General features: G+C 72.1%; 23 protein-coding genes and 2 tRNA genes. 9 read left to right on the top strand and 16 right to left on the bottom strand.

Going from position 1 to position 26,527, the window contains the following annotated elements; translation table 11 throughout:
* The first annotated feature begins 1 nt into the window (after nt 1).
* Genes ACIQTP_RS01005 through ACIQTP_RS01015 form a run of 3 tightly spaced genes read left to right on the top strand, consistent with a single transcriptional unit; the run spans nt 2 to nt 4,097 of the window.
* Entirely contained in the window at nt 2–721 is a 720-nt protein-coding gene (locus tag ACIQTP_RS01005; RefSeq protein WP_403395053.1) for a thioesterase II family protein, read from the top strand.
* A 13-nt stretch (nt 722–734) separates the two neighbouring features.
* Nucleotides 735–1,574: a mycofactocin-coupled SDR family oxidoreductase gene (locus tag ACIQTP_RS01010; RefSeq protein ID WP_403395055.1), complete on the top strand. Its 840-nt coding sequence runs from the start codon at nt 735–737 to the stop codon at nt 1,572–1,574.
* A gap of 21 nt (nt 1,575–1,595) precedes the next feature.
* The gene (locus tag ACIQTP_RS01015) at nt 1,596–4,097 is read left to right on the top strand and encodes an amino acid adenylation domain-containing protein (protein ID WP_403395057.1); all 2,502 of its coding nucleotides are present in this window, start codon (nt 1,596–1,598) and stop codon (nt 4,095–4,097) included.
* A 33-nt stretch (nt 4,098–4,130) separates the two neighbouring features.
* On the opposite strand, the gene ACIQTP_RS01020 is transcribed toward ACIQTP_RS01015, so the two are convergent.
* From ACIQTP_RS01020 to ehuB, 6 genes are all read right to left on the bottom strand, one after another.
* Nucleotides 4,131–4,204, bottom strand: a tRNA-Lys gene (locus ACIQTP_RS01020).
* A 102-nt stretch (nt 4,205–4,306) separates the two neighbouring features.
* A complete protein-coding gene (locus tag ACIQTP_RS01025; protein WP_403395058.1) occupies nt 4,307–5,065 on the bottom strand; it encodes an IclR family transcriptional regulator in 759 nt (252 codons plus the stop codon).
* A gap of 216 nt (nt 5,066–5,281) precedes the next feature.
* Nucleotides 5,282–6,058, bottom strand: coding sequence for an ectoine/hydroxyectoine ABC transporter ATP-binding protein EhuA (gene ehuA, locus ACIQTP_RS01030; RefSeq protein WP_402041721.1), 777 nt, complete (start codon nt 6,056–6,058; stop codon nt 5,282–5,284).
* A gap of 10 nt (nt 6,059–6,068) precedes the next feature.
* The gene (gene ehuD / locus ACIQTP_RS01035; protein ID WP_403395060.1) at nt 6,069–6,719 is read right to left on the bottom strand and encodes an ectoine/hydroxyectoine ABC transporter permease subunit EhuD; all 651 of its coding nucleotides are present in this window, start codon (nt 6,717–6,719) and stop codon (nt 6,069–6,071) included.
* Nucleotides 6,716–7,444 carry an ectoine/hydroxyectoine ABC transporter permease subunit EhuC gene (gene ehuC / locus ACIQTP_RS01040; RefSeq protein WP_403395061.1) on the bottom strand — a complete coding sequence of 243 codons (729 nt, stop codon included), beginning with the start codon at nt 7,442–7,444 and terminating at the stop codon, nt 6,716–6,718. The genes ehuD and ehuC overlap by 4 nt, the downstream gene beginning before the upstream one ends.
* Nucleotides 7,441–8,370, bottom strand: coding sequence for an ectoine/hydroxyectoine ABC transporter substrate-binding protein EhuB (gene ehuB / locus ACIQTP_RS01045; protein WP_403395063.1), 930 nt, complete (start codon nt 8,368–8,370; stop codon nt 7,441–7,443). Before ehuB ends, ehuC begins: the two co-directional genes overlap by 4 nt.
* Nucleotides 8,371–8,477: 107 nt before the next feature.
* On the opposite strand from ehuB, the gene ACIQTP_RS01050 reads away from it, so the two are divergent.
* Nucleotides 8,478–8,972 carry a DUF3830 family protein gene (locus tag ACIQTP_RS01050; protein WP_403395065.1) on the top strand — a complete coding sequence of 165 codons (495 nt, stop codon included), beginning with the start codon at nt 8,478–8,480 and terminating at the stop codon, nt 8,970–8,972.
* Nucleotides 8,973–8,989: 17 nt separating this feature from the next.
* On the opposite strand, the gene ACIQTP_RS01055 is transcribed toward ACIQTP_RS01050, so the two are convergent.
* Together ACIQTP_RS01055 and ACIQTP_RS01060 are read right to left on the bottom strand one after the other, a co-directional pair.
* Nucleotides 8,990–10,405 carry an amidase gene (locus ACIQTP_RS01055; protein WP_403395067.1) on the bottom strand — a complete coding sequence of 472 codons (1,416 nt, stop codon included), beginning with the start codon at nt 10,403–10,405 and terminating at the stop codon, nt 8,990–8,992.
* 20 nt (nt 10,406–10,425) lie between these two features.
* Nucleotides 10,426–11,349 (bottom strand): D-2-hydroxyacid dehydrogenase, encoded by a 924-nt coding sequence (locus tag ACIQTP_RS01060; RefSeq protein WP_403396052.1) that lies wholly within the window; start codon nt 11,347–11,349, stop codon nt 10,426–10,428.
* A 290-nt stretch (nt 11,350–11,639) separates the two neighbouring features.
* On the opposite strand from ACIQTP_RS01060, the gene ACIQTP_RS01065 reads away from it, so the two are divergent.
* From ACIQTP_RS01065 to ACIQTP_RS01075, 3 genes are all read left to right on the top strand, one after another.
* The gene (locus tag ACIQTP_RS01065) at nt 11,640–12,422 is read left to right on the top strand and encodes a decarboxylase (protein WP_403395069.1); all 783 of its coding nucleotides are present in this window, start codon (nt 11,640–11,642) and stop codon (nt 12,420–12,422) included.
* Entirely contained in the window at nt 12,419–13,150 is a 732-nt protein-coding gene (locus ACIQTP_RS01070) for a decarboxylase (RefSeq protein WP_402041290.1), read from the top strand. Before ACIQTP_RS01065 ends, ACIQTP_RS01070 begins: the two co-directional genes overlap by 4 nt.
* Before the next feature lie 483 nt (nt 13,151–13,633).
* Nucleotides 13,634–14,728, top strand: coding sequence for an LLM class flavin-dependent oxidoreductase (locus tag ACIQTP_RS01075; RefSeq protein WP_403395071.1), 1,095 nt, complete (start codon nt 13,634–13,636; stop codon nt 14,726–14,728).
* 39 nt (nt 14,729–14,767) lie between these two features.
* Here ACIQTP_RS01075 and ACIQTP_RS01080 read toward each other — a convergent pair whose 3' ends face one another.
* Complete coding sequence (locus tag ACIQTP_RS01080; RefSeq protein WP_403395073.1) at nt 14,768–16,768, bottom strand: putative bifunctional diguanylate cyclase/phosphodiesterase; 2,001 nt, start codon at nt 16,766–16,768, stop codon at nt 14,768–14,770.
* A 584-nt stretch (nt 16,769–17,352) separates the two neighbouring features.
* On the opposite strand from ACIQTP_RS01080, the gene ACIQTP_RS01085 reads away from it, so the two are divergent.
* Nucleotides 17,353–18,783, top strand: coding sequence for a M6 family metalloprotease domain-containing protein (locus tag ACIQTP_RS01085; protein WP_403396054.1), 1,431 nt, complete (start codon nt 17,353–17,355; stop codon nt 18,781–18,783).
* A gap of 70 nt (nt 18,784–18,853) precedes the next feature.
* Here the strand turns inward: ACIQTP_RS01085 and ACIQTP_RS01090 are convergent.
* The 7 genes from ACIQTP_RS01090 to ACIQTP_RS01120 all read right to left on the bottom strand — a co-directional run bounded on the left by ACIQTP_RS01090 (nt 18,854) and on the right by ACIQTP_RS01120 (nt 25,662).
* Nucleotides 18,854–18,927 (bottom strand) — tRNA-Lys (locus ACIQTP_RS01090).
* Nucleotides 18,918–19,553: a bifunctional DNA primase/polymerase gene (locus ACIQTP_RS01095; RefSeq protein ID WP_403395075.1), complete on the bottom strand. Its 636-nt coding sequence runs from the start codon at nt 19,551–19,553 to the stop codon at nt 18,918–18,920. Before ACIQTP_RS01095 ends, ACIQTP_RS01090 begins: the two co-directional genes overlap by 10 nt.
* 288 nt (nt 19,554–19,841) lie before the next feature.
* Nucleotides 19,842–20,225 (bottom strand): hypothetical protein, encoded by a 384-nt coding sequence (locus ACIQTP_RS01100; protein WP_266582632.1) that lies wholly within the window; start codon nt 20,223–20,225, stop codon nt 19,842–19,844.
* Nucleotides 20,226–20,572: 347 nt separating this feature from the next.
* Nucleotides 20,573–21,907 (bottom strand): AAA domain-containing protein, encoded by a 1,335-nt coding sequence (locus ACIQTP_RS01105; protein WP_403395077.1) that lies wholly within the window; start codon nt 21,905–21,907, stop codon nt 20,573–20,575.
* On the bottom strand, nt 21,904–23,508 hold the full coding sequence (locus ACIQTP_RS01110) for a hypothetical protein (protein ID WP_403395079.1): 1,605 nt from the start codon (nt 23,506–23,508) through the stop codon (nt 21,904–21,906). The genes ACIQTP_RS01105 and ACIQTP_RS01110 overlap by 4 nt, the downstream gene beginning before the upstream one ends.
* Entirely contained in the window at nt 23,499–24,713 is a 1,215-nt protein-coding gene (locus ACIQTP_RS01115) for a hypothetical protein (RefSeq protein ID WP_403396056.1), read from the bottom strand. The genes ACIQTP_RS01110 and ACIQTP_RS01115 overlap by 10 nt, the downstream gene beginning before the upstream one ends.
* Nucleotides 24,664–25,662 carry a phosphatase PAP2 family protein gene (locus ACIQTP_RS01120; protein WP_403395081.1) on the bottom strand — a complete coding sequence of 333 codons (999 nt, stop codon included), beginning with the start codon at nt 25,660–25,662 and terminating at the stop codon, nt 24,664–24,666. Before ACIQTP_RS01120 ends, ACIQTP_RS01115 begins: the two co-directional genes overlap by 50 nt.
* A 262-nt stretch (nt 25,663–25,924) precedes the next feature.
* Here ACIQTP_RS01120 and ACIQTP_RS01125 point away from each other — a divergent pair, with 262 nt between their 5' ends.
* Nucleotides 25,925–26,521: a histidine phosphatase family protein gene (locus ACIQTP_RS01125; RefSeq protein WP_403395083.1), complete on the top strand. Its 597-nt coding sequence runs from the start codon at nt 25,925–25,927 to the stop codon at nt 26,519–26,521.
* The last annotated feature ends 6 nt before the right edge of the window (nt 26,522–26,527 follow it).

Consider the following 26,527-nt stretch of genomic DNA (forward strand, 5'->3'; position numbering starts at 1 on the left):
GATGTCAGCAGTGGAAGAGACCCACCTCGTGTGCCTGCCCTTCGCCGGGGCGGGCGCGTCCTTCTTCAAGCCGTGGCAGGACCGGGCGCCGGCGGGCCTGCGCGTCCTGCCGGTGCAACTTCCCGGCCGCGAGGAGCGGTTCGTGGAGGAGCCCCACACGGACGCGGGGCGGGCCGCCGCCGAGGCGCACGCCCAGGTGACCCGGCAGCTCCCGGAGGGCGCGCGGGTGGTGGTGTTCGGGCACAGCCTCGGAGCGGTGCTCGGCTTCGAGCTGGCGCACCGGCTGGCGGCCGAGCCCGGCGTCCGCCTCGACGCCCTTGTCGTCAGCGGCGCGCCGGGCCCGTGGACCGGCCGCGCGGACCGTGCGAGCGGTCTGCCCGACGCGCAGTTCCTGGCCCGCGTGCGCACCTTCGCGGGGTACGCGCACCCGGCCCTGGAACACCCGGAGATGCGCGAGCTGCTGCTCCCGCTGCTGCGGGCCGACGTACGGATGCACGAGACGTACCGGCCCGCCGACCGCCCGCTCGCCGCCCCGGTCCTCGCCCTGCGCGGCCGCGACGACGAGCTGGTGAGCGCTGCCGAGGCCGCCGAGTGGTCCCGCGCCACCACCGGGAAGCTCACCACGGCGGAGCTGGACGGCGGCCACATGTACCTGACGGAGAACCCGGGCGCCCTCCTGCGCCTGATCGGGGCCGAACTGCGCGCCGGACGCGCCCGGTGAGCCGGGTGAGCCGGTGAGCCCGGGCGGTACGAGGCTCTCGGGCAAGGTCGCCCTCGTCACCGGCGCGGCCCGCGGCATCGGCCGGGCGACCGCCGTCGCGTTCGCCCGGGAGGGCGCCGACCTGATGCTCGTGGACATCGCGGCGGACCTCCCTGGTGTGCCCTATCCGCTGGGCTCCGAGAGCCAGTTGGCGCACACGGCGGAGCTCTGCCGGGAGACGGGCGCCGCCGTCCGTACGGCCCGGGTCGACGTACGGGACCTGGCCGCGGTGGAGACGGCGGTGAAGGAGACGACGGCCCGCTTCGGAGGGCTCGACGTCCTCGTCAACAACGCCGGGATCGCCGCGCCCTCCGGCCGGGCCGCCCACGAGATCGAGGAGCACGAGTGGCAGCTGATGCTGGACGTGGACCTCTCCGGGGCCTGGCGCACGATCCGCGCGGCGGGCGCCCTGATGACCGCGCGGGGCGCCGGCTCGATCATCAACATCGCCTCCACGGCCGGGCTGGTCGGCTACCGCCACTTCGCCGGGTACGTCGCCGCCAAGCACGGCCTGATCGGCCTGACCAAGGCGGTCGCCCTCGACTACGCGCCCCGCCGGGTCCGCGTCAACGCCATCTGCCCCGGCTCGGTCCGCGACGACCCCCGTGTGGAGGGCCGGATGCTCGCCGAGATCGCCCGCGCCCTGGACGTGCCGGTCACCGAGCACGAGCAGACCTTCGTCCAGGCCCAGCCCATGAACGCCCTCGTCGAACCGGACGACGTCGCCACCGCCGCCCTCTGGCTCGCCTCCGACGAGTCCCGCCAGGTGACCGGCACCGTCCTCACGGTCGACGGCGGCTTCTCGGCCCGTTAGCCCCACGGTTGGAGACCGAACGTGACGTGTCACGCCCTCGCCGCGCGCCTTCCCGCCGCCGTCGATCCCGGGCCCCTGCTCGACGCGGCCGTACGCGGCTGGTGGCCCGAACTCCCGGACCGCTGGCCGGTGTTGTGGCACGACCAGGTGCCCGCGCGGTTCGCCGAACACCGGCTGCGGGCCGAACTGCACCGGCCCGTCACCGAGGGGGGCCCCGCGTTCCGCGCGGTCTTGTTGCGGTACGAGGACGGGGGCGCCCATCTGGTGCTGGTGGCGCACCACGCGCTGCTGACCCCGGGCGTGCTCCGGGACATCGCCCACGTCCTGCTCGGCCACCGCCCGGCCACCGAAGTGACCGCTCCCCTCGGCTGCGACGAGCCCCCGAAAGGCCCGCACAGGCCCCGTATCGACTGGGCGACGGGCGAGGTGGGGGCCGGTGACCGGTCGGGCGTGGTCACCGTCCCGGTACCGGCCGGGGCCCCTGCCGCGGCCCTGGTCCTCGCCCGCTACGAGCACCGCGACCCGGGGGAGGGACTACCCGCGTACGCCACGGTCCTCGACGAGGTGGGCCCGGTGGACCCCACCTTCAGTCACCGACTTCCGTTCCAGTCGGCCCCCTTCCCCCTCACCCTCGTCCCGCGCGGGACCACCGTCGAGGTGCACCACCAGCTCCGGCACATCGACGAAGCCTCCGCCCGGGCCTTCGTCCGCCACCTCACCCACGTGCACGCTCAGCTGGGCCACCGCCCCCTCGCGGAGATCGAACTGATCCCCCGCGAAGAGGCGGAGCGCCTGCTCCCGCCGCCCGCCGGCATACTCCGGTCCGCCGTTCCCTCCCGTATCGACACCGCCTTCGACGCCCGCGCCGGCCGTCACCCCGACGCCCCCGCCCTCACCCACGACGGCACCACGACGACCTACGGGGCACTGCGTGAGCGCGCCGAGCGGCTGGCCGCCGGACTGCGCGCCGCCGGGGTCCGCCCCGGTGACCGGGTCGGTATCCGGCTGGAGCGGGGCGCCGACCTGGTGGCGACGATGCTCGCGGTGCTGAAGGCGGGCGCGGCGTACGTACCGCTGGATCCGGCGCACCCCGAGGAGCGCCTCGACCGCACGGCGCGCGACGCGGGCGTACGGCTGGTCGTCCGGGACACCGCGCCCTACCTGGGCGCCGCCCGGACCGACCGGCCGCGCAACCGCACCCCGCAGGATCCCGCCTACGTCATCCACACCTCCGGTTCGACCGGCCGCCCCAAGGGGGTCGTCGTCCCTCACGCCAATGTCCTCGCCCTCCTCGCCGCCACCCGCGAGGACTTCGCCCTCACCGCCGCCGACACCTGGACGTTCTTCCACTCCGGCGCCTTCGACTTCTCGGTGTGGGAGATCTGGGGCGCCCTGCTGACCGGCGCCCGGCTGGTGGTCGTGGACCACTGGGTGGCGCGCTCGCCGGAGGACTTCCACGCGCTGCTCGTACGGGAGTCGGTGACCGTCCTCAGCCAGACCCCGTCGGCCTTCGGGCAGTTGCGGGCGGTGGACCGGAGTGCGAAGGAACGGCTGTCCGTGCGGCTGGTCGTGCTGGGCGGGGAGGCGCTGGACACCCGGCCGCTGCTCGGCTGGTTCGACCGCCACCCGGAGGACCGCTGCCGCCTGGTCAACATGTACGGGATCACGGAGACCACCGTCCACGTCACCGCGGCGACCGTCACCCGGCGCGAGGCCCTGGCCGCCTCCCGGTCGGTGGGCCGTCCGCTGCCCGGCTGGTCGGTGTCGGTGCGCGACGAGCGGGGCCGCCCGCTGCCGACGGGCGCGGCGGGGGAGATCTGGGTGGGCGGGGCCGGGCTCGCCCTCGGATACCTGGGGCGGCCCGAGCTGACGGCCGAGCGGTTCGTGAACGATCCGTACGGCCCCGGCCGGTGGTACCGCAGCGGTGACCTGGGGCGGCTGCGCGCCGACGGTGCACTGGAGCACCTGGGGCGGATCGACAGCCAGGTGAAGGTGCGCGGGTACCGGATCGAACCGGACGAGATCCGGGCGGTGCTGCTGGAGGACCCGGTGGTCACGGCGGCGGCGGTGGTGCTGAGCGGGGACGCCTTCGAGGACGCGGCGGGGGTGCGGATCGACGCGTATGTCGTGGCCGACGGGGACACCGGCGGCGTACGCCGCCGGGCCGCCCGGCTGCTGCCCGACCACATGCTGCCGACGACCGTCACCGCCGTCCCCGCGCTGCCGCTCACCCCGAACGGCAAGCTGGACCGCGACCGTCTGACGGCGACGGCGCCCGTGAGGCCCGTACCGGTGTCCGCGCCCACCGGAGACCTGGTGACGGCCCTCGCCGGAGTCTGGGAGGAGATCCTCGGTGTTCCCGTCGGCCCGGACGACAACTTCTTCGAGCTCGGCGGGAACTCGCTGTACGCGATCCGTGTCGGCACCGCGCTGCGGGAACGCGGGCTGCCCGCGCTTTCCATGCGGCTGCTTTACACGACCCCGACGGCCCGCGCCCTCGCCGAGGCGCTGGGACATGCTTGAAGGCCCCCCACAACCGTGAAGGGCCTTCTCATGTGCGCCGCCAGGGACTCGAACCCCGGACCCGCTGATTAAGAGTCAGCTGCTCTAACCAACTGAGCTAGCGGCGCATGACTCTCGCCTCCCGCTCCCGCGGTCGGCGACAAAAGAAATACTACCTGGTCCGGACGGGTGCTTCCGACCATCCAGGGCCTGATCCAAAAGAGCAGGTCCTAGATGGCCAGGGAGAGCAGGACGGGGGTGGCGCCGCGGTTGAGGGTGTCGGCGGCGCGGCGCAGGCGGTGGGCGTGTTCGACCGGGAGGGAGAGGGCGAGGCAGCCGACCGAGGAGCCCGCGGTGATGGGGACGGCCGCGCAGACCGTGCCGATCGCGTACTCCTGGAGGTCGAGCACCGGCACCGTGGACGGCTGGGCGTCGAGCCGGGACAGCAGCAGCCGCTCGTTGGTGATGGTCCGCGAGGTGAGGCGGGCCATCTTGTGGCGGGAGAGGTGGTCGCGCCGGGCGTTCAGGTCGAGCTGGCCGAGAAGGCTCTTGCCGACCGCGCTGGCGTGGGCCGAGGAACGGAAGTCCACCCATTCGTTGACCGCGGGGGTCGCGGGGCCCTCGGCGCACTGGGTGACGTGCACCTCGCCGTCGATGTAGCGGCTGATGTAGATCGCGGCGCCGACCGAGTCGCGCAGCCGGTCGATGGTCTGCTGGAGTTTCTCGCGCAGCGCCTGGTCGCGACCGTGGGCGGAGCCCAGCCGGCCGAGGGCGGCGCCGGCGACGTACGCGCCGTCGATGACCTGCTCGACGTACCCCTCCCGGCGCAGCATCCGCAGCAGCGCGGTCAGGCGCTCCGTGCCGAGGCCCGTCTGGCGGCCCAGCTCGACGTCGGTGACGCCGCTGGAGTGCCGGGCCACCGTCTCCAGGACGCGCAGGGCGTCCTGGGCCGAGTGGTACGGCGCGGTCGGCTCGTTCATCAGCGCCACGGTTTCCCCCTGCGCTTTTTGGGCCATCGATCCGGACAGCTGAACTCCTCCACGATAACTGTCAAACGCTCGGTGGGGAGGGGCTGTTGGCGAGAAAGTCGGCGCGCTCCGGTTCGCTCAACAGGAGTGCGACACTCTGGCATATGCCGAGGTCATGGCTCAGCGGGCATGCCACGCGGTCCGGACCTCGCACCTTGTCGCGTTCACTTTTTGTAGTCATAGGATCGCGCTGAGGAATTCCCGGGTCCTTTCGTGCTCCGGATCGGTGAAGATCCGGTCGGGCGAACCGGACTCGATGACATGGCCGGAATCGAACATCAGCACCTGGTCCGAGATGTCGCGGGCGAAATTCATCTCGTGGGTCACACAGAGCATCGTGATGTCGGTGGTGTGGGCGATGTCACGGAGGACGTCGAGGACGCCCGTGACCAGCTCGGGGTCGAGCGCGGAGGTCACCTCGTCCAGCAGCAGCACCTGCGGGCGCATCGCCAGCGCCCGTGCGATCGCCACCCGCTGCTGCTGTCCGCCGGACAACTGACTCGGGTAGGCGTCGCACTTGTCCGCGAGGCCCACCATCTCCAGCAGCTCCCGGGCCCGCGCCTCGGCCTCGTCCCTGGACAGCCCGAGGACGGTGACCGGTGCCTCGGTGATGTTGCGGAGCACCTTCATGTTCGGGAAGAGGTTGAACTGCTGGAAGACCATCCCGATCTTCTTGCGGACCTCCCGGATCTGCTTCTCGGGGGCCGGGTGGAGCCGCTCACCGGCGACCGTGATCGTGCCCTCATCGGGCTTGGCCAGGGTCATCAGCAGCCGCAGGATCGTCGTCTTGCCGGAGCCGGACGGGCCGATCAGCGTGACGTGCTTGCCGGAGTCGACGCGGAAGTCGAGGCCGTCGAGAACGGTGTTGTCCCCGAAGCGCTTGGTGACCTTGTCGAAGCGGATCAGCTCGCCGCCGTCCACCGGCGGATTGGTGTGTGCGTCGGGGTCGTTCATCAGGGGGGTGTCAGCGGACAAGACGTCGCTCCAGGGCTCGCAGAAGGAGGGAAGCGGGATAGGAAATGAGGATGAAGGCCACGCCGATGACCGTGAGCGGCTCGGTGAACTGGAAGTGCTCCTGCGAGTACAGCCGCGCCTCACCGAGCATCTCCAGCACGGTGATCGCCATCAGCATCGGGGTGTCCTTGAGCATCGAGATGACGTAGTTGCCGAGCGCGGGCACCACCCGGCGGATCGCCTGCGGCAGGATCACCGCGGTCCAGGTGTGCCGCAGCGGCAGGTTGAGCGCCGTGGCCGCTTCCCACTGGCCGGCCGGCACGCCCTCGATACCGGCCCGGTAGACCTGCATCGTGTACGTCGAGTAGTGCAGCCCGATCGCGACGACACCGGTGGTCAGCGCGGAGAACGTGATGTTCCACTCGGGCAGCACGTAGAAGAGGAAGAACAGCTGCACCAGCAGCGGGGTGTTGCGGATGAACTCCGTGACGACCCCGACCGGCCAGCGCACCCAGCGGGTCGGCGCGCGCATCAGCAGCGCCCACACCAGACCCAGGGCGAAGGAGATCACCGAGCCGAGGGCCAGCGCCCGCAGGGTGACCAGCAGTCCGTCCCAGAAGTGCGGCATGAAGTCGCGCACCGCGCCCCAGTCCCAGTTCATGCGGCACCTCCGCTCGCGGCTCCCACGCCGGTTGTTCGTGCGCGCTTGAGTTCACGCGCCGTCGCCTCCGTCCCGGGGTCCTTGCCGACCCCGGCCTTCAGCCGTTTCTCCAGTGCCCGCATCAGCCGGGTGATCACGAAGGCGATCGCGAAGTAGATCAGCAGGACGTACGCGTAGATCTCCGCGCTCTCCTGGAGCGCGAGCCGCACGAGGTTGCCGCTGAACGTCAGATCGCCCATGCCCATGATCGACACCAGGGCCGTGCCCTTGAGCAGCTCGACCAGCAGGTTGCAGAAGGAGGGGATCATCTCGGGCAGCGCCTGCGGCAGCAGGATCAGCCGCATCCGCTGCCAGGGCGTGAAGCTGAGCGCGATGCCGCCCTCGCGCTGGGCGGGGTCGACCGCGTTCAGGGCGCCGCGCACGATCTCACTGCCGTACGCCCCGTAGGTCAGTCCCAACGCCAGCGTGCCCGCCCACATCGGGACGAGCTGCCAGCCGAAGGCGAGCGGCAGCACGAAATACACCCAGAAGATCATGATCAGGGCGGAGGTGCCGCGGAACACCTCGGTGTAGAGGCCCGCGAGGAAGCGGACGATCCACCGTCGCGAGGTGCGCGCGACACCGACGGCGAACGAGACGGCCCCGGCCACCAGTGAGCTGAGGAACAGCAACTGGACGGTGACCCAGACACCTTTGAGTACGAGTTCCCAGAGTCCCGAGGTCATCCGCGGCAGAGCTCCTTCGCGGTCATGTCGGTCATCTCGGCCCGGGTGAACCCGAAGGGCCGCAGAATGCGGAACAACTCCCCGCTGGCCTTCAGCTTCTTCAGTTCCACGTTGAAGGCGTCGCGCAGCCGCGTCTCGGCGGAACGGAACGCGAAGCCGCCGCCGTCGACGTGCGGCTTGCCCTTCACCAGGGGCGTGAACGGCTTCGTGCTCTCCGCCTTGCGGGACTTCCTGGCCACCTCGCGCGTGGTCAGCGCGGTTCCGGCGAAGACGTCGACACGGCCCGCCTCGACCGCGTTCAGCCCGGCGACCTGATCCGGCACGATCAGGATGTCGCTCTCCTTGTACCCGGCCTCGACGGCGTACTGGATCTCGGCGTACCCGGTGCCGGTCGCGAACTTGGCCTTCTTCGCCACGACGTCCTTGTAGTCGTGCAGGCCCTTCGGATTGCCCTTGCGCACGATGAAGGCGTCCAGCATCTGGTAGTCAGGGTCGGCGAAGACGACCTGCTGACAGCGTTCCGGGTTGATGTACATCCCCGCGGACACGACGTCGAACTGCTGTGAGTTGAGCCCGGGAATGAGCGAGCCGAACTCGGTCGGCACGGGTTGCACCCGGTCGACGCCCAGCCGCTTGAAGATCACCTTGGCGAGTTCGGGTGCCTCGCCGGTCAGTTCACCGTTCTTGTCGATGTAGCCGAACGGGATCTCACCGGCTATGCCCAGCCGTACGACGCCCTGCGCCTTGAGCCGGTCGAGGAGATCACCGCCGTTGTCGGACGCGGTGGCGACCCGGGTGCAGCCCGCGGCGCCCAGCGTGCCGACGGCACCGAGCGCGGAGACACCCGCGAGCAGCGACCGCCGACTCGGACTTCGTTTCTCCGCGTCGGTCCGGTCATTCCCGTCATTCCTGAGTGGTGGAGCCATGGCCGCGCGGCTACCCGAGAGCATGCGAAGTATTCGGATCGATTTCGGCCCCGTACGACGTCGAGTGACGTCGAGGCGCCCTTGACTCCGCGGAGACCATGGAATGCATGGCTGATCGATTCATCGAAGTCTCGCTGGTCAAGCGAGGAGTCCACTGCACCGCGAAACTGCTCGACGACCGGGCGCCGATCACCTGCGCGGCGGTGTGGGACGCGCTTCCCCTGGGCGGCGACGTCTACCACGCGAAGTACGCGCGCAATGAGATCTACGCCCTTTTCCCGCCTTTCGCGAAATCGGAGCCACCCCTGGAAAATCCGACAGTTACCCCCATTCCCGGAGACCTCTGTTATTTCGCCTTCGCGGGCACGGAGCTGGGCACCAAGGCCTACGGCTACGACGCCGACGTACGCCCCGGCACCACGGTCGTCGACCTCGCCCTCTTCTACGAACGCAACAACCTGCTGCTCAACGGGGACGTGGGCTGGGTCCCGGGCATCGTCTGGGGCCAGGTGACCGAGGGCCTGGACGCGATGGCCGAGGCCTGCAACGACCTCTGGCGTTCGGGAGCCCAGGGCGAGACGCTCAGCTTCCGTAGGGCGTAGCGGGCAGGGCGTGGGGTTCAGGGGCGTCCCCGGAACCCCGCCGGCGGAGCCACCCCCGCGGTACCCGTCTCGTAGAGGGCGTGTGCCGTGCGCAGGACCAGGTCGTCGCGGTGGCGGGCGGCGACGATCTGCAGGCCGACCGGGAGGCCGTCGCCGTCCGTGCCGACCGGGACGCTCGCGGCGGGCTGCTGGGTCATGTTGAAGGGGTATGTGAACGGGGTCCACCCCGTCCAGCGGCGGTGGCCGGAGCCCGGCGGCACCTCCACCCCCGCCGCGAACGCCGTCAGCGGCAGGGTCGGCGTCACCAGCACGTCGTACGCCTCGTGGAAGTGGCCCATCCGCCGCCCGAGCTCCATCCGGACGTCCACCGCGGCCAGGTAGTCCAGCGCGCTGAACCGGGCGCCCTGCGCGCAGATCTCCCGCAGCCCCGGGTCCAGCGACTCCCGCTGCCGTGGCCCGAGCCGCTGGGTCACCCGGGCCGCACCGGCGAACCACAGGACGTGGAAGGCCTCCACCGGGTCGGTGAGATCAGGGTCGGCCTCGGTGACGTACGCGCCGAGCCCCGCGAGCCGCTCCACCGCCCGGCGCACCGCCGCCGCGACGGCCGGCTGGACCGCGACCTGCCCGCCGAGGGACGGCGAGTACGCGACCCGCAGCCCGCGCACCCCACCCGCGAGCGCCTCGACGAACGACCCGTCCACCGGCCCGAGCGCCGACCAGTCACGGGCGTCCGGCCCACTGATCACGTCCATCATCAGCGCCGCGTCGGCCGCGTCCCGTGTCATCGGGCCCACGTGGGAGAGCGTCCCGAACGCGCTCGCGGGGTACAGCGGCACCCTCCCGTACGTCGGCTTCAGACCGAAGATCCCGCAGAACGCGGCCGGGATGCGCACACTGCCGCCCCCGTCCGTGCCCAGCGCCAGCGGCCCCGCCCCGAGCGCGACGGCCGCCGCGCTGCCGCCGCTCGAGCCGCCCGCCGTGCGCGTGACCTCGTAGGGATTGCGGGTGACCCCCGACAGCGGTGAATCCGTGACGCCCTTCCAGCCGAACTCGGGTGTCGTCGTCCTCCCGAGGAACACCGCCCCGTGCTCGCGCAGCCGGGCGACGGACGGCGCGTCCTCGTCCCAACTCCCCTGTGGATCAATGGTCTTGGAGCCGCGCAGGGTCGGTCCGCCGCGCAGCAGCAGGATGTCCTTGACGCAGACCGGCACCCCGTCCAGCAGCCCGGCGGGCTCACCCCGTCGCCAGCGGTCCGCGGACTGTGCCGCCCGCACGAGGGCCGCGTCCGCGTCGAGAGCTACGAACGCGTTCACGGACCGCTGGATCTCCACGGCCCTGCGCAACGCCGCCCGCGTGGCGTCCACGGGGCTGAACTCGCCCGTGCGGTAGCCGTCGAGGAGTTGTACCGCGGTCAGCTCGACGAGTTCCGGCATCGGCCCCTCCAGAGGAAGTCTCAGTGTCCCGGTACGTATCCGCGCTTCTTGTCGACCACGTTCGGCAGTGGTCTGCCCGCCTCCCAGCGCTCGTACATCTCCACGAACTGCGTCCCGAGTTCGTCCCGCCAGCCGACCGTGTCCCCGCTCATGTGCGGCGACACGATCAGCCCGGGGACACCCCACAGCGGGCTGTCCGGGCCGAGCGGTTCGTCCTGGAAGACATCGAGGGCCGCGCCCGCGATCCACCGCTTCGACAGCGCCTCGGCGAGCGCGTCCTCGACGACCAACTGCCCCCGGCCGACGTTGATGAAGCGCGCCGAGGGCTGCATCATCCCGAAGCGCCGCGCTCCGAACATGCCGTACGTGGCCTCGGTGAGCGGCGCCGCCGACACCACCCAGTCGGCGCGCGCCATCAGCCGGTCGAGTTCCTCGGGGCCGTGGATCCCGGTGCGCGCGGTACGCCCCACCAGGGCCGTCGTCACCTCGAGCGCCTTGAGCGTCTTGACGATCGTCCGCCCGATCGGCCCGGAACCGACCACACAGGCGCGCGTGCCCGCCACCCGCTGCGACTCCCGGTGCCGCCACTCCCGCTGCCGCTGAAGGTCCCACGTCCTCGGCAGGTCCTTGGCCATCGCGAGGACCAGCGCGGCGACGTACTCGGCGATCGGCCGGTCGAAGATCCCACGCGCGTTGGTCACCACCGTGTCGGACGTGGCGAGTTCGGGGCACATGAGGTGGTCGACGCCCGCGCTCGCCGTGTGCACCCAGCGCGGCCGGGGACCCTCGCCCGGCCAGGCGCGGCGCACCGAGTGCGAGGTGAAGTCCCAGACCAGCAGTACGTCCGCGCGCGGCAGCCGCTCGGCCAGCGTCGACTCGTCGGCGTGCTCGATCCGCACCCGGCCGGTGAGTCTGCCGAGGCGGGGGAGCGGCTCGGCGTCCAGGACGAGGAGGGTGGTGCGGGATCCGGCGCCGGACCCGGGTGCCGGGGCCGACGCGGAAACGGGGCGGGGCGGGCGAGGGAAACCGTTTCGCAATGCGAGTCCGCTTTCCTGAGAGTTCCTGAGAGTTCCTGAGAGGACGAACCTGTGGGTCGGGGGCAGCCGGAGCCGTCTGAGACGCGCCGTCTGAGATGCGCGGATTGACCACGCTCGCACCCGAACCTACCTTCGTCAACACGGACGCACACACGGTCCGTTGCCCCTTCGTCTCCCTTCGTGAGGCCGGTGCTGCCATGGACGTCTCCTTTCTCGGCGGCCCCCGCCCACAGCGCGGGATCGGCGTCGTCGCCCCCTTCGACTTCGCCCTCGACCGCGAGCTGTGGCGCTGGGTCCCCGACGACGTCTCCCTGCATCTGACCCGCACCCCGTTCGTGCCGGTCGAGGTGAGCCTGGACCTGGCCCGCCTGGTCTCCGAGCACGAGACGCTCGGCGACGCGGTCCGCGCGCTGAACGCGGTCGCGCCCGAGGTCGTGGCGTACGCGTGCACCTCCGGCAGTTTCGTGGGCGGGGTCGCGGGCGAGCGGGCGATGTGCGAGGCGATGACACGGGCGGGCGAGGTGGCGTCGCTGACCACCTCCGGCGCGTTGCTGGAGGCGTTCACCGAGATGGCCGCCCACCGCATCGCTCTCGTCACCCCCTACACGGTCTCGGTGACCCAGTCCCTGGAGGAGTACCTCGCCGAGGCGGGCATCCATGTCACCGGGCGCGCCTTCATGGGCCTGACCAGGCACATCTGGAAGGTTCCGTACCGTGATGTGGTCGACATGGCCCGCCGCGCGGTGCGGGGCGAAGGGGCCGACGCCCTCTTCATCAGCTGCACCAACCTGCCGACGTACGACGTCATCCCCCAGCTGGAGGCGGAACTGCGCATACCGGTGATCTCGGCCAACCAGGTGACGATGTGGGCGGCACTGCGTCACCTGGGTACTCGGGCGGTGGGCCCCTATCAGCGGCTGATCGATCAGTCCGCCCGCGGGGGACCTGTACTGCCGGAAGAACAGGAAGGTTGGGCATGACCGCACTCGGATTCCTCTACCCGGGCCACTCGGCCGAGGACGACTACCCGCGCATCGAACAGCTCCTGGGCAGCGACGTCCGCCTCCAGCTGGTCCACACGGACATCGGGGAGGACGCCCACCGGATCGACGCGTTGCGAGAGATGGGCTCGGCGGCCCGGCTCTCGGCGGGCGTCGAGGAGCTGCGGCTGTCCGGCGCGGAGGCCGTGGTCTGGGCGTGCACCAGCGGCAGCTTCGTGTACGGCTGGGAGGGCGCCCACGAGCAGGTACGGGCCCTGGCCCGGGCCGCCGGGCTGCCCGCCTCCTCCACGTCCTTCGCGTTCGCGCACGCCGTCCGGGAGATCGGGGCCCGGAGGGTCGCGATCGCGGCGACGTATCCGCAGGACGTGGTGGACCTCTTCGCCGCGTTTCTTCGGGATGCGGGGGTGGAGGTCGTGTCGATCAGGGCCTCCGGGATCATCACGGCGGCGGAGGTCGGGACCTGGGGCGAGGCGGAGGTACTCGAGCTCGCCCGGGCCGGCGACCATCCCGACGCGGACGCCGTCCTTCTCCCCGACACGGCCCTGCATACGGCGGCGCACCTGTCGGCCCTGGAGAAGGACCTCTCCAAGCCGGTCCTCACCGCCAACCAGGTCACGGTCTGGGAGGCTCTACGCCTCGCCGACCGCAAGGTGAACGCCCCTACCCTCGGCACCCTCTTCACCAAGGAGCCCATCATCCAGGCGTAACGCCTCCCGGGGCGAGCGGTGTGCTCTTCGTCCGCGACGGGGTGGGACTTGGCCACACAGTTCCCCACACCCCCGCCTGTCCGTAGTTCTTCGACCGCGGGTCGGTGGGGGCTGGTCGCGCAGTTCCCCGCGCCCCTAAAGGCCCCGGTGCCCGGCGTTGGGGGCCGAGGCCCGCCCCCAGCCACACGGCCTGTATCGGCGTTTGAGGACGTGGCCGGATTCTTACCACCCCACCCACCCCGGCCCGCACCGTTTCAGCCTGTCCGGCGTTTGAGGACGAGCCCTTTGGGCGATGCGGGGGTCCAGGGGGCGCGGCGCCCCTGGCGGGGGTGAGGGGGCGGAGCCTCTGGGGATGGGACGGGTAGGGGCGGCGGGGGCGAGAGACCCTTTCCGGGGGCCGGGGCGCGGTGGCGGGAATAAACGGGGACTGTCTCCTGTTGGCCACGGGAGGACAGCAACACGTACGCAACAGGAGGCACCCCGGTGGACGACACGGACGAGATCCGAGGCACCGCACAAGGCACCGCGCCCGTACCCCTCTCCGTACTGGACCTGGTCACCGTCGGCGCCGGCCGCACCGCGACCGACGCCCTACACACCAGCGTCGCCATCTCCCGCCTCGCAGAGTCCCGCGGCTTCCACCGCTACTGGGTCGCCGAACACCACTCCATGCCGGGCGTGGCCTCCTCCTCACCCGCGGTGATCCTCGCCCACCTCGCCGCCCACACGACCCGCATCCGCCTGGGCTCGGGCGGCGTCATGCTCCCGAACCACGCCCCCCTGGTGATCGCGGAGCAGTTCGGCACGCTGGAAGCGATGGCCCCGGGCCGAGTGGACCTGGGCCTGGGCCGAGCCCCCGGCACGGACGGCGCCACCGCCGCCGCCCTCCGCCGTACCGACCGCCTCAACGAGGGCGCCGACGACTTCCCCGAGCAGCTCGCGGAGCTGACCCGCTTCCTGGACGACGACTTCCCGGCCGGCCACCGCTACGCCCGCATCCACGCGGTCCCGGGCCCCGTCCAGTCGACCTCTCCGGGCGGCGTACAGTCCCCGCACCGCCCCCCGATCTGGCTCCTCGGCTCCTCCGGTTTCAGCGCCCGCCTGGCCGGTGTCCTCGGCCTCCCCTTCGCCTTCGCGCACCACTTCTCGGCCCAGAACACGATCCCGGCGCTGGACCTCTACCGCGAGTCCTTCCGGCCGAGCGCCGTGCTAGACGCTCCCTACGCCCTGATCGGGGTCTCCGCCCTCGCCACGGACGACGAGAAGGAGGCCCGCCGCCAGGTCAGGGCCGCGGCTTTGAACATGGTCCGTCTGCGTACCGGCCGCCCGGGTCTCGTCCCGACCCCCGAGGAAGCGGAGGCGTACGACTTCAGCCCGATGGAGCGGGAGTTCGTCGACTCCTGGAACGCCAACGTCATCCACGGCACAGCGGACGAGGTCCGCGCCGGCCTCGACGACCTCCAGAAGCGCACCGGCGCCGACGAGCTGATGCTCACGGGCAACGCCCACGGCGGCGACGTACGCCTGCGCTCGTACGAACTGATCGCGGACGCGTACGGGCTGCCGAAGGCGCGGTAGCGCCCGTTCGTCGTCGAGCTCTCCGTCAGAGGCTCGCCGTCAGGAGCTCGCCGTCAAGAGGGCGGAGATACGATCCGGCGCCACCGGGCGGGAGTACAGCCAGCCCTGCCCGGTGTCGCAGCCGATCCCGCGCAGCCGGGTGGCCTGGGAGGCGGTCTCCACGCACTCGGCGGTGACCGTCAGGCCGAGCCGGTGGGCGAGTTGGATGAGGGCCTCGACGATGACCTCGTCGGCGGGGTTGGGGTGGGCGCCGCCGGCACCGCCGTCGGGCCCCTCGTACTGGAAGCCGCGGACGAAGGAACCGTCCAGCTTCAGGACGGAGACCGGCAGGCGGCTGAGGTAGGCGAGGTTGGAGTACCCGGTGCCGAAGTCGTCGATGGCGATACGGACGCCCATGTCGCTGAGGGCCTGAAGGGCCTGGAGGGGCCGCCCGGCCGAGCCCATCACCGCCGACTCCGTCAGCTCCAGCTGGAGCAGATGCGGGGCGAGACCCGTCTCCGCGAGGATCTCCGCCACGTCCGCGACCAGGTCGGAGTCCCACACCTGCCGTACGGCGACGTTGACGCTGACGAAGATCGGCGCCGCGTCCGGGTGGTCCAGCTGCCAACGGCGGGCCTGGCGGCAGGCCGTGGCCAGTACCCAACGGCCGAGCTGCACGATCGAACCGTCTTCCTCGGCCAATCCGATGAACCGATTCGGCGTCAGCGTGCCGAACTGCGGATGGTTCCAGCGGACCAGCGCCTCGACCCCGCGCACCCCGCCGTCCTCCATGCCCACCAACGGCTGGTACTCCAGGGCGAATTCGTTCCGGTCGATCGCCGCCCGGAGGGTGGAGGAGAGCGCCTGACGGGTCATCCGGTGGGCGTTGCGCTCCGGGTCGAACAGCGTCCAGCGGCCCTTGCCGTCCGCCTTCGCCCAGTACAGCGTGGTGTCGGCGGCCTGCATCAGATGGGTCGCGCTCGTCCCGGCGGCGCGCCGCTCGACGACCCCGATCGACGCGGAGACCGACAACCGCTGCCCGGAGAGGTCGAAGGGCGCCTGCAGTGACTTCAGGACGGACTCGGCGAGGTCGGCCAACTGGTCCGTCCCCGTCGAGTCCTCGACCAGCAGCGCGAACTCGTCGCCGCCCAGCCGGGCGACCAGGGGAGTGGCCCCCCGGGCGTAACCCGCCTCGTCGGCGCAGCGCGTCAGCCGTTCGGCGACGGCCGCGAGCAGCCGGTCGCCGACCCGGTGGCCGAGCGTGTCGTTGACCGCCTTGAACCCGTCCAGGTCCAGATAGCAGAGCCCGATCCGGCCGGTGCCGCCCTCCTCGTACGCCTCCGCCTCCAGGGCGGACGAGAGCCGCTCGAAGAACAGGGTGCGGTTGGGCAGCCGGGTCACCGGGTCGTGCATCTGCAAGTGCCGCAGCCGCGCCTGGAGTTCACGGCGGGCGCTGATGTCGGCGATGGACAGCAGTACCGCCTCCTCCTGCGCGGGCAGCGGCGCGACCGTCACCTGGACCCAGAGCGAGTGCCCGTCGGGGTGTTTGAGGCGGCGGGTGCAGCGCAGCCGGGCCTGCCGGCCGCGCAGCACCTCGCGGTACGCGTGCCAGGTGCGGGCGTCGGAGGCCAGGTCCACCAGATCGGCCGCGATCCGCCCTACGAGCGCGCCCGATCCGGTGCCGAGCAGCGCGCCGAGCGACTCGTTGGCGGTGACGACCAGACCCTCGCGGTCGACCACAGCCATCGGAAGGGGCGCGGCGCCGAAGGCGGCACGGAACGCGCCGGACTCGGAAATGCCAGGGATGGACTCGGGCGTGTCGAGGGGGGACTCAGGCGTGTCGAGGGTGCCGAGGGGTGTTTCCGCCGGGGCGTACGTGCCGGGAGAGGCACCGGCGCAGGGGGATGCACCGGGGGGTGAAACGGCGGAGACGGATGCGCTGGGAGGCACCCCGGCGTACGTACGAGGAGACGTACGCGGAGATGTGTCGATGTGACGCTCTGTGACGGCCGACCGGATGAGATCTGCCGTGGGCGTCGGCCCTTCGGACGTTCCGCTCACCGCTCGCTCCCGCAGTGCACTCGTTCTTCGTATGGGTCTCTCGGGTGGTCGGCCGGTGCTGGACGGCCGAACAAGCCGTGTCCGTGCAGGAAAGTGTGCCGATCATAGAGGCTGGTTCCGGAGCCTTCCAGCCACAGTCCAGTGTCCCGGAACAACCACCGGTTCTGACAGATCGTTTCTGCCTGCATCTGGACCGGTTCCTGCGCCTGGCGATCGCATGTGACGTTCCGTGAGTGTTCGGGGTGTCGTTCGGGGTTTCGGCTGCTCAGGGTCCCTCACTCTTCTGGTGCAGGCAAATAGGGCGAACTGTCACTAACTGACCCAGGCTGGGTGCGGTGTCCCGAAAACCGCATCCGGAGGTCGACGTGCCGCGTCAGCGCCCCCTGAGGGGTCTCGCCCGAGAGGCTCGGCGGCGTCGAACCCGTGACGTTTCGCGGGTTCCTGACGTCCTGACGGTTCTCGGCGTGCCGCGGGTCCTCGCTCGTCCGGGCGCGCCGCGGGCCTTCGCCCGTCCGGGCGCGCCGCGGGCCTTCGCCCGTCCGGGAGCGCCGCGCTGGCGCAGTACCGCGGCCGTGTTCACCTCCATGACGGCGCTGGCCGCGACCTCCCTGATCACGGGCCCCGCGCTCGCCGAACCCCTCTTCTCCCCCTGCGCACTGAAGCGGACCGAGGCCCACCACTCGGAGGGCCTGGACACCTGGAACGCCGACTATCCGCGCCCCACCCGGCCCCTCGACGCGGTGCTCGTCTATCTGTCCTTCCCGGACTCCCGGCCCCGCACCACCCCCGCCGAACTGGCCGCCGACTACTTCCCGGCCACCAGCCAGTTCTTCGAGCGCGCCTCGTACGGCAGGTTCACGCTGCGCCCGCATCCGCAGCGCGACTGGGTCCGGATGCCGCACGCCTCCACCTCGTACGCCATAAAGCGCGACTGGAACGCCGCGCGGCGCGGCGCCTATCTGCGGGACGCGGTCGCCGCGGCCGACCGGCAGGTCGACTTCTCCCGCTACGACATCGTCTACTTCGTGGCCGACCCGGACGCGCCGGGCGTCGACTCCGACGCGACGAAGGTCGTCAATCTCGACACCCCCATCGAGGCCGACGGCAAGGACATCCGCCGCGTCGTCACGGTCTTCGAGAAGCACCCGCCGGACCGCCTCGTCCTCGCCCACGAGACGGGGCATGTCTTCGATCTGCCCGACCTCTACCACCGCCCCACCGACGGCAAGGGCGACTGGGACACCTACGTCGGCGACTGGGACCTCATGGGCAGCCAGTTCGGCCTCGCCCCCGACCTGTTCGGCTGGCACAAGTGGAAACTGGGCTGGCTGGAAACACGCCAGGTGGCCTGCCTGCGGGAGCACGGGACCACGAGGCTGACGTTGGAGCCGCTGGGGTCGGGTCCGGTGACGGGCGGGGCGGGGACGGCGGCATCGGGAGCTCCGGTTTCCGTGGCGAGCGCCGCGGCCCCGGCCGGTCCGACACCGGCCTTGGGTCCTGGGGGATCACCCTCGGGCTCCGGGGGGCCGGTTTCCGGTTCCGGGACGTCCGTCTCCGGTGCGGGCTCCGGCCCGGAGGGGGCCGTTCCGGGCTTCCGGGTGCGGACCTCGGCCACTGTCCTGCCTGCCTCGGGGCCGGCCCCGTCGACCTCGGTCCCGGGCGCGCGCGTCTTCGGTTCCGGTCGCGGTACGAAGCTGGCGGTCGTCCGTACGGGTCCCGACAGCGCGCTGGCCTTCGAGGCGCGCGCCTCGACGGGCAACGACGGCGCCACCTGCACCCAGGGCGTCCTGATCTACCGCATCCGCAGCGATGCCGACTCCGGCGGCGGCCCGGTCGAGGTCGTCGACGCCCACCCGCACTCCGAGTCCTGCTGGGGCGAATCGGTCTACCCGCCCCTGGCGGACGCGCCGGTGGGACTCGGGGAGAGTTTCACGGTCCCCGGCGAGAAGGTGCGCGTCGAGGTCGAGGACCGGACGGCGTCCGGGGCGTGGACGGTGAAGATCACGACAGGCTGAAGCCCCTCGCCCGCGCGCAGCCGGACACGCAAGAAGCCCCTCGCTTTCGCGAGGGGCTTCTCACCGTCTGTGCGCCGCCAGGGACTCGAACCCCGGACCCGCTGATTAAGAGTCAGCTGCTCTAACCAACTGAGCTAGCGGCGCCTGCTGACGTCGTAGACCTTAGCATCCTGATCGGCGGGAGGAAAAATCGATATCCGCACCGCGGCGGATGCGGCCGAGCGGGCCGCCCGGATGGCCGCCCACACCAGGATCTCGGGCCCCGGAAGCCACGGATGCCGGGTGTCGGGGGCCACCAGCCAGCGGGACGTGAGGTGGGCGACGGGGCTCAGGGCGGGCACGGTCACGGCGTCGCCGATCCCGTGGCAGAGCAGCGGGGGGATGGCGTCGACGCGCCCGGATCCCCCCGACTCACCCGCCCCCCACTCCTCCCATTCCAGGAGCGACGGCAGGCGCGGTGCGGTGCCCGGCGCGCTGAACAGCAGCATGCGCCCGCGGTGCACGGCCACCGGGCCGGAGCCAGGCCCCTCGTCCCACAGTCGGTCGAGCATCCGCCGGCCGAAGATCGCGGGTACGTTGACGATGTCGAAGGCGGTGCCGCAGGGCAGGACGACCGGGGCGGTCGGGCGTTCCTCCCAGAGGGTGAGGGTGCTGCGCGGATACGTTCCTGCCGAGGCGAGCCAGGCGGCTCCGTCCGGGGTGACGCCGGAGACGTCGAACCGGTCGGGCAACGGGGCGGCGGAGCTTGCCGGATTCCGTGTGCTGCTCATGCCTGTCAGATCTACCGTCGGTAGGCATCCGCCCCCCGAGAGTTGCGAGAACCCGGGACAGGACGTCGGGGGAGGAGTACCTTGCCCCCGCGGCATATGCCAGGCCCTTGAGGCCTTCGGGGGCGCGGGGAACTGCGCGCCAAGCCCCATCCGCCCGCGGTCGAAGAACGCACCCGGGGGGTCTGGGGGCGGAGCCCCGGGTTCGGGACGGGACGGGTAGGGGCGGCGGGGGCGGCAGGCCCCCCGGCTTACGCGGCAGGCCCCCCGGCTTACACCGAACAGACCGGCTCACGCATGGTCGCCGACCCCATGCCCCAGCCCACGCCCGTCCCCTTCGGCCCCCCGCAACAGATCCCGCCCGAACTCGATCATCTTCTTCGCGTAGTCCTCGGTCCACTCGGCCCGCTCCGCGATCGCGGCCGGCGTGAGCCGATCGAACCGCCGGGGATCGGCCAGCTGCGCGGCGGCGATCGCCTGGAACTCGAGCGCCCGATCGGCCGCGGCGCGAAACGCGAGCGTCAGCTCCGTGGCCCGCGCCAGCAGCGCCCGAGGATCGTCGATCGACTCGAGATCGAAGAAGTGCTCCGGATCACCGGCCGCCTCCGCGGGCTCGAAGAGCAGGGGCGCGGGGCGTAGCCGCGGTTCGTTCCGACGCGGCGTGGGCTCCGCCATGTCTTCTCCTCCTCGTACGGTTCAGGGGCCCGCTTCGTGGGTGGGCCACCGTCCATTCTCCCCCGTCCGCGCAAGTAGGCCCCTGTGAGCGGACCCGCACAACCGTGCAAGCCGGACCCTCGGCCGCCATCTGTGGATCTGCCATGGATCCGCCATGGATCCGCCATGGATCCGAGGTGGATCCACGGTCGCCACACCACCCCGGTGCTCCGCCAAATGCGCCAGCACCGCGTGATGGACCTCCCAGCCGTCGGGGCTGTTTCCATTGGCCGCCTGCGGCGGCGTGCCGGACTCCGTCCGGCGAGAGGACGGCGCGGCGCGTGTGGGTCAAGCGTCGGGACGCCGGTTCACGGCTGCCAGGCCACCCGGTGTTCGGACCAGTGATCCCATGTGGACATCATGGCCTCCCAGCCGTCCGGAAACTTCACCGTGACTCCCAGCTGCACCGGCTCCGTCGACGGATGGTCGTCCAGCAGTTCCGTCACCCCCGCCCGGCACACCACGATGCACGCGTGCCGATGCCGCGAGGCGAGGACGCACAGCCGCCCCGTCTCCAGGTGGAACGCGGTCGCGTCGGGCCGCCCGGACAGCGGATGCAGCACCACGGTGACGTCGAACTCCCGCCCCTGAAGCCGATTCGCCGTGTCGACGGTGACGTCCGTGACCCCGAGGTCGGCGAGCGCCGCCCGTACGGCCGCCGCCTGGTCCCGGTGCGCCGTGCCGACGGCGATCCGGTCGGCGGTCAGCGGCACCGGTTCGTCCGCCCGCTCCGACGTGGCCGCACCGCCCCGGTCCAGCAACCGTCGTACGACCTGGGCCACCGCCCGTACCGCCTCCGGGTCCGTACGCGGCGTGTGCCGGGCCGGCAGCTCCAGCAGCCCCCAACCCGCCTCCGCCGCCTCGTCGATGACCCGGTCGGGACCCGAACCGTCCGACGCCACGGCGAACTTCAGCCGCCGGTCACCATGGCCGGTGCCGCTGCGGAACGGCGTGTACGGGTAGAACGCGTCCGAGACGAGCGGCGCCGCGGAGGCCGGGAGCCGCCACGACACCGGGAGGCGGTGCTGCGGCAGTTCGGGGTTGTGGGCCAGCAGGGTCGTCACCGCGGACGCCGACGGGTCGTACGACAGCCCCGCCCACTGCTCCGAGCCGACGATCGCGAACGGGTCCAACTGCCCGGGGTCGCCCACGAACAGCGCCCGCTCGAAGAGCCCCGCCACGGCCAGCAGCGCGTCCGACCGCATCTGGTAGGCCTCGTCGACGATCGCGTGCCGCCACGGCTCGACCCCCTTGACGTGGGCCCACTTGGCGGCGGTCGAGACGACCACGTCCAGGCCGGCCAGATCGCCGGCCTTGGTGGACTTGCGCACGTTCGGCAGGTCGTCCAGGGCCTTGTCGTAGGGGTCGGGATCGCTGCTGTGCAAGCGCCCCACCGGCAGCTCCCCGTTCTTCTCGGCGAGCCGCAGCACCAGGTCGTCGACCTGGGCGTTGGTCTGCGCGATGACCATCAACGGGCGCCCGGCGGAGGCGAGTTCGAGCGCCGCGCGGACGACGAGGGTGGATTTCCCGGCACCCGGGGGCGAGTCGACCACGACGCCGCGGTGCGTGCCGTGCAGGGTGTCGTGCAGGATCGCGTCGGTGGCGCGGCCGGCCGCGGCTGCGGGATCGAAGACCGTGGTCACAGGATGTCCTCCTCCGTCACCGGGTCCGGCTGCGGTAGCGCGTCGGGCTCACCCGGCGGTCCGCCGTGCGTCCACGGGGTCTCCTCCGGGTCGGGCAGCTTCGCGCCGCCGCGCTGCTCGTGCTCGAAGAGCGTGAAGCAGACCAGGTCGCCCTTCTCCGGCACGGATCCGGTCTCGGGTTCCTTGCCGCGCCCCATCTTGTCGACGATCCGCAGGACCACCAGCCCGTCGCCCTCCGCTGACTCCTCGTACCCGACGAACTCGGCCGCCTGCGGCTTTCCGCCCAGTGACCGGTACACCTTCGTCCGCTCCCCGAGGTGCGGCCGGTCGTCCGTGCGCACGGTCACCAGGGGGCGGGGGCTCGGCCGCTTGCTCTCGCTGTACGCCATGACGACGTCCGTCACCTCACCCGCGAAGGCCTCGCCGACCAGCCGCCGCCCGGCCATGACCAGCGGATCGTCGAGGGCCTCCTGCGCGTCCAGGCGGGCCTGTTCGCGCTCGCGCGTGGCCAGTTTGTTCGCCGCGGTGACCGCGTCGTCACGGCGTGGCTGCGGGGGCTCGCCCGCGGTGATCCGGTCGCGGTGGCCGGTGAACGACCAGCGGTCGCGGGTCCACCGGTCGGCCGCGTGGGTGCCCTCGGGGAGGGTCCGCAGCAGGTCGAGGCCGCGCCACACCGCGTCCCAGGTGGGCCGGGTGATCTGCTCGACGAGAGCGCGGATCTCCCGCTCGGCGGTGGTGAGTTCACCGAGCCGGTCGTCCGCCTCCAGACCGTCCTCGGCGGCGCCGAGGGCCGTCCGGGCGCGGTCGTAGCGCTCGATGGCGGGAGCGAGCAGTTTGTTGTCGAAGGCGGGGTCGGTGGCCGGTCCCGCGGGCGGGCACACGAGCTGGCCCCGGGCATCCCGCCGCAACTCGGCCCGCAGCGCGGCGTCCGCGCCCGACGCACCCTCCGGAGGGTCGATCCAGGCGAGCAGCGCCCCCAGGTGCTGGTCCTCCAGGCTGCTCTGGCCGGTCGCCCAGTGCCGCGACAGCACGTCGGTGAGGGCGAGCAGCAGCGCGGAGCCGGGCACCCGGGCCCGCTCCCCGAAGTGCGTCAGCCACCGCCCGAGCAACGGCACCCGGGGCGGCGCCGGATGGGGCGCCTCCGGCTCCTGCTCCGCGGTGCGCCGAAACCGCATGGAGCGGCCGAGGAGCCGTACGAACTCCACGCCCGCGCGGCTCGGCACGATCAGCTGCGGGGCGTCCGCGCACAGTTCGACCTCGACCTTGACGCGCTTGCCGGTCTCGGGATCGGTCTCGCTGCGCTCGGCGGCCTCGACGTCGTCGGCGTAGGTGTCCACGTAAGGCAGTACGACATCGGCCAGCTCCGCGAGGAACGCGAACCGCAGGTCGCGGTCCCGGGGTTGCGGCACGACCAGCAGGCGGGGCGCGTCCCGGTCCGTGCCGACCAGCGCCCCGAGCGGGGCCCCGGCCTCACCGGCGGTGGTCAGCGGTACGAACACCAGGGGCCGCTCGGTGAGATGCCGGTGCCGCGCGGTGGCGAGGGGCTGGGCCCGCCCGCTCTCGACGGCCTCCAGCCGGGCGAGGGTGGCGATCAGCGACAAGGGGCCACCTCCGGGAGGTCTTCGCGGCCCGGCTCCTGCCGGCCGGTGGGAGGCGTCGCGCGTCCCCGCAGGGCCTCCGACCGCAGCGCCGCGGCCCTGCGCAGGGCCACGACCGCCGGGTCGTCGGGGTCCCCGGCCGCGCCGTGGGCCGCCGCGAGGACCTCACCGATCGTCGTCAGCCCGCCCAGCTCGGAGCGGAGCGAACGCCCCAGGGCCGTCACCACGCCCTCGGCGCGGGAGCGGTCGCGGCAGTGGAAGGCGAGCTCGCAGGCGGCCAGGCACTCGGGGGCGTAGGTCGCGGAGACGGACTCGACGGCGGTCGTCAGGTCGGCGGCCGGGAGGTCGGGGGCGAAGCAGGTGCCCTCGGGGAGGGCGTCCGCGATGTCCTCGACGCGCGTGAGGCGGGACAGCTGGCGGCGGGTGACCGCGCGCTGCTTGCGGATGTCGACGGCGGACGCGGTGGGCAGGTTGGAGAAGTCCTTGGGGCAGACCAGCAGGACCCGGTGGCGAACGTCGGGGGAGGCGTCGCTGTCCTCGGCGTCACGTCCCTCCGGCCCCGCGCCGAGGCGCGCCGCCACCTCCTCCAGGGCGAGCACGTACACCGCGGACTGGCGGGCGGCGGCGCCCACCTTCGCCGGGTCCGCGGAGCCGTCCAGCATCGGGAAGGACTTGATCTCGACGACCGTCCAGCTTCCGTCCGGGTGGACGACGACGGCGTCCGGCTCCAGGAAGGCGGGGGAGCCCGCGACGTCGAGGGCGAGCATGGGGTGGTCGAGCAGGGTCCAGACGCCGGCCGCGGTGGCCTCGCGCAGGGCGAGCGCCGTACGGGCCGTGCGCCCCTCGGGGCCGACCGCGCTCAGGTCGGGGACGACACCGGCCGCGGGCGGCTCGGCGCCCGGGTCCAGCTTCTCGTGCACCAGCCGCAGCAGCTCCGCGCCGCCGTCGGCCTTGACCCGTGCCTCGAACGCGTTACCCCGCATGAAGGCGAACTGGGACTGGCCGAAGGCGGACGGCGAGCCCAGCGCGTCCGCCAGCCTCGCCTTGTCGACACCCGCGCCGTCCAGCAGGGCGCGCCGCTCGCACCCCGGGTTCGCGGCGAGCGCCGCGAGGGCCCGCGCGTCCAGCGCCTTGGGTGGTACGGCGGGACCGCGCAGCTCAGCGAGCCGCTGTCGCAGCGCCTTCTCCCGCGTCCGCGGGGGAGGCACCCGGCTCGGCTTCGGGCCCGGTTCGGGACTCGCGCTGTCGGGGAATTCGCTCACCCGTGGAAGTCTGGCATCCGCCACTGACAATTGAGGAACGTGCGCCGCGCGAGGCGCCCGCGACCCCCGGGACGCGGGCACTCAGCAGCCCCCGCACGCGGTCCGCGAGCCGCATCACGTACGGGGTCAGCAGCAGCCCGATCCCCATCACCGTGGCGCCCGCCACCGCGTCGAGGAAGTAGTGGTTGGCGGTGCCCATCACGACGATCGTGGTCAGCAGCGGATAGGCGATGCCCGCGAGCCGGACGACGGGCGTGCGCCCGTAGCGCCACAGCATCACTCCACACCACAGCGACCAGCCCACGTGCAGGCTGGGCATCGCCGCGTACTGGTTGGTCATGCCGCCGAGGCCGCGCGGCGCGCTCGCCTCGCCGCCCCACCAGCCGTACGAGCTGTACTGGGCCATCGTGTCCACGAAGCCGTGGCCCGCGGAGAGCAGCCGGGGCGGGCAGGTCGGCATCAGCGTGAAGCCGATCAGGCCGATCAGCGTGGATGTCATCAGCCAGGTGCGGGCGGCGCGGTAGCGCACGGCCCGGGAGCGGAAGAGCCAGATCAGGATCGCGGGCGTCACCAGGTAGTGCAGCGACGCGTACCAGAAGTCGGCGGGGACGCCGAGCCAGGCCTCGCTGGTGAACAACCGGTTCAGCGGGTGCTCGGCGTTGAGGTGGAGGGCCTTCTCGATGCGCAGGATCTCCAGGCCGTGACCGACGGCGTCGTCGGTGTCGCCCCGGGCGAGCAGCCGGCCCGCCGAGTACGACGCGTACACCATCACGAGCAGCGGCAGCTCGGTCCACCAGCGCAGCCGGGTGTGCGACGCGGCGGTGCGCAGTTCGGTCCACCGGCGGAGCCGGGCGCGCGGTGCCGCCTCGGTTCGCCGTGCATCGGTCTGCGGCATCCGATCGCCCTCCCCCATCTGCTTGCGTGACCTGTGGTTGTTGCTCGCGTGACCAGCCGATTGCGATCCGGTGGCGCGGCCATCCGATTTTACGGTGTATGTGAACGGCTTAAGGAGGCGCCCCCTGGTCGTCAAAGACGCAGAGATCGCCCGCCGGGTTGCCCGGCGCGGGGGTGAGACATGATGGAATCACCCATCTCTCAGGTCCGCGTCTCCCCCTCGTCCCGCACGTCCTTCACGCGAACCGGAAAGGCTTCTCCTCATGGCACCGCGCATCCTGCTGGCCCGGCACGGCCAGACGGAGTGGTCACTGTCCGGCAAGCACACCGGCAGGACCGACATCCCGCTCCTGGAAGAGGGCCGATGCGGCGCCAAGGTGCTGGGGGAGCGACTGCACCGGGCGCCCTTCGACGGGCTCTCGGGGGTCGAGGTGCGCACCAGTCCGCTGGCACGCGCGCGTGAGACGTGCGAACTGGCCGGCTTCGGCGAGCGTGCCACCACCTGGGACACGCTCATGGAGTGGGACTACGGCGCGTACGAGGGCATGACCCCGGCCGAGATCCAGGCGGTCCGTCCGGGCTGGTTCATCTGGCGCGACGGCGTCCCCGAGGGGGAGACCCTGGAGCAGGTCACCGCGCGCGCGGACGAGGTCGTCGCCTGGGCCCGTGCGGAGGACCGGGATGCGCTGGTCTTCGCGCACGGGCACATCCTGCGCTCGATCGGCGCCCGCTGGCTCGGCCTCCCGCTCGACTTCGCGGCCCGTATCCGCCTCAACCCGACCTCGCTGTCGGTGCTCGGCTGGGCCTACGGAGAGCCCGCGATCGAGGCGTGGAACGACTGCGGGCACCTGACCGCGTAAGTGTCG

It is taken from the genome of Streptomyces sp. NPDC090798 (assembly GCF_044768965.1).
Taxonomy (GTDB): Bacteria; Actinomycetota; Actinomycetes; order Streptomycetales; family Streptomycetaceae; genus Streptomyces.

Excerpts from the sequence above, each read along its gene's own strand:
- ACIQTP_RS01005 (WP_403395053.1), top strand. The coding sequence starts at position 2 with ATGTCAGCAGTGGAAGAGACCCACCTCGTGTGCCTGCCCTTCGCCGGG.
- ehuA (WP_402041721.1), bottom strand. The coding sequence starts at position 6,058 with ATGAACGACCCCGACGCACACACCAATCCGCCGGTGGACGGCGGCGAG.
- ehuD (WP_403395060.1), bottom strand. The coding sequence starts at position 6,719 with ATGAACTGGGACTGGGGCGCGGTGCGCGACTTCATGCCGCACTTCTGG.
- ehuC (WP_403395061.1), bottom strand. The coding sequence starts at position 7,444 with ATGACCTCGGGACTCTGGGAACTCGTACTCAAAGGTGTCTGGGTCACC.
- ehuB (WP_403395063.1), bottom strand. The coding sequence starts at position 8,370 with ATGGCTCCACCACTCAGGAATGACGGGAATGACCGGACCGACGCGGAG.
- ACIQTP_RS01050 (WP_403395065.1), top strand. The coding sequence starts at position 8,478 with ATGGCTGATCGATTCATCGAAGTCTCGCTGGTCAAGCGAGGAGTCCAC.
- ACIQTP_RS01055 (WP_403395067.1), bottom strand. The coding sequence starts at position 10,405 with ATGCCGGAACTCGTCGAGCTGACCGCGGTACAACTCCTCGACGGCTAC.
- ACIQTP_RS01065 (WP_403395069.1), top strand. The coding sequence starts at position 11,640 with ATGGACGTCTCCTTTCTCGGCGGCCCCCGCCCACAGCGCGGGATCGGC.
- ACIQTP_RS01070 (WP_402041290.1), top strand. The coding sequence starts at position 12,419 with ATGACCGCACTCGGATTCCTCTACCCGGGCCACTCGGCCGAGGACGAC.
- ACIQTP_RS01085 (WP_403396054.1), top strand. The coding sequence starts at position 17,353 with ATGACGGCGCTGGCCGCGACCTCCCTGATCACGGGCCCCGCGCTCGCC.
- ACIQTP_RS01095 (WP_403395075.1), bottom strand. The coding sequence starts at position 19,553 with ATGAGCAGCACACGGAATCCGGCAAGCTCCGCCGCCCCGTTGCCCGAC.
- ACIQTP_RS01100 (WP_266582632.1), bottom strand. The coding sequence starts at position 20,225 with ATGGCGGAGCCCACGCCGCGTCGGAACGAACCGCGGCTACGCCCCGCG.
- ACIQTP_RS01120 (WP_403395081.1), bottom strand. The coding sequence starts at position 25,662 with ATGCCGCAGACCGATGCACGGCGAACCGAGGCGGCACCGCGCGCCCGG.
- ACIQTP_RS01125 (WP_403395083.1), top strand. The coding sequence starts at position 25,925 with ATGGCACCGCGCATCCTGCTGGCCCGGCACGGCCAGACGGAGTGGTCA.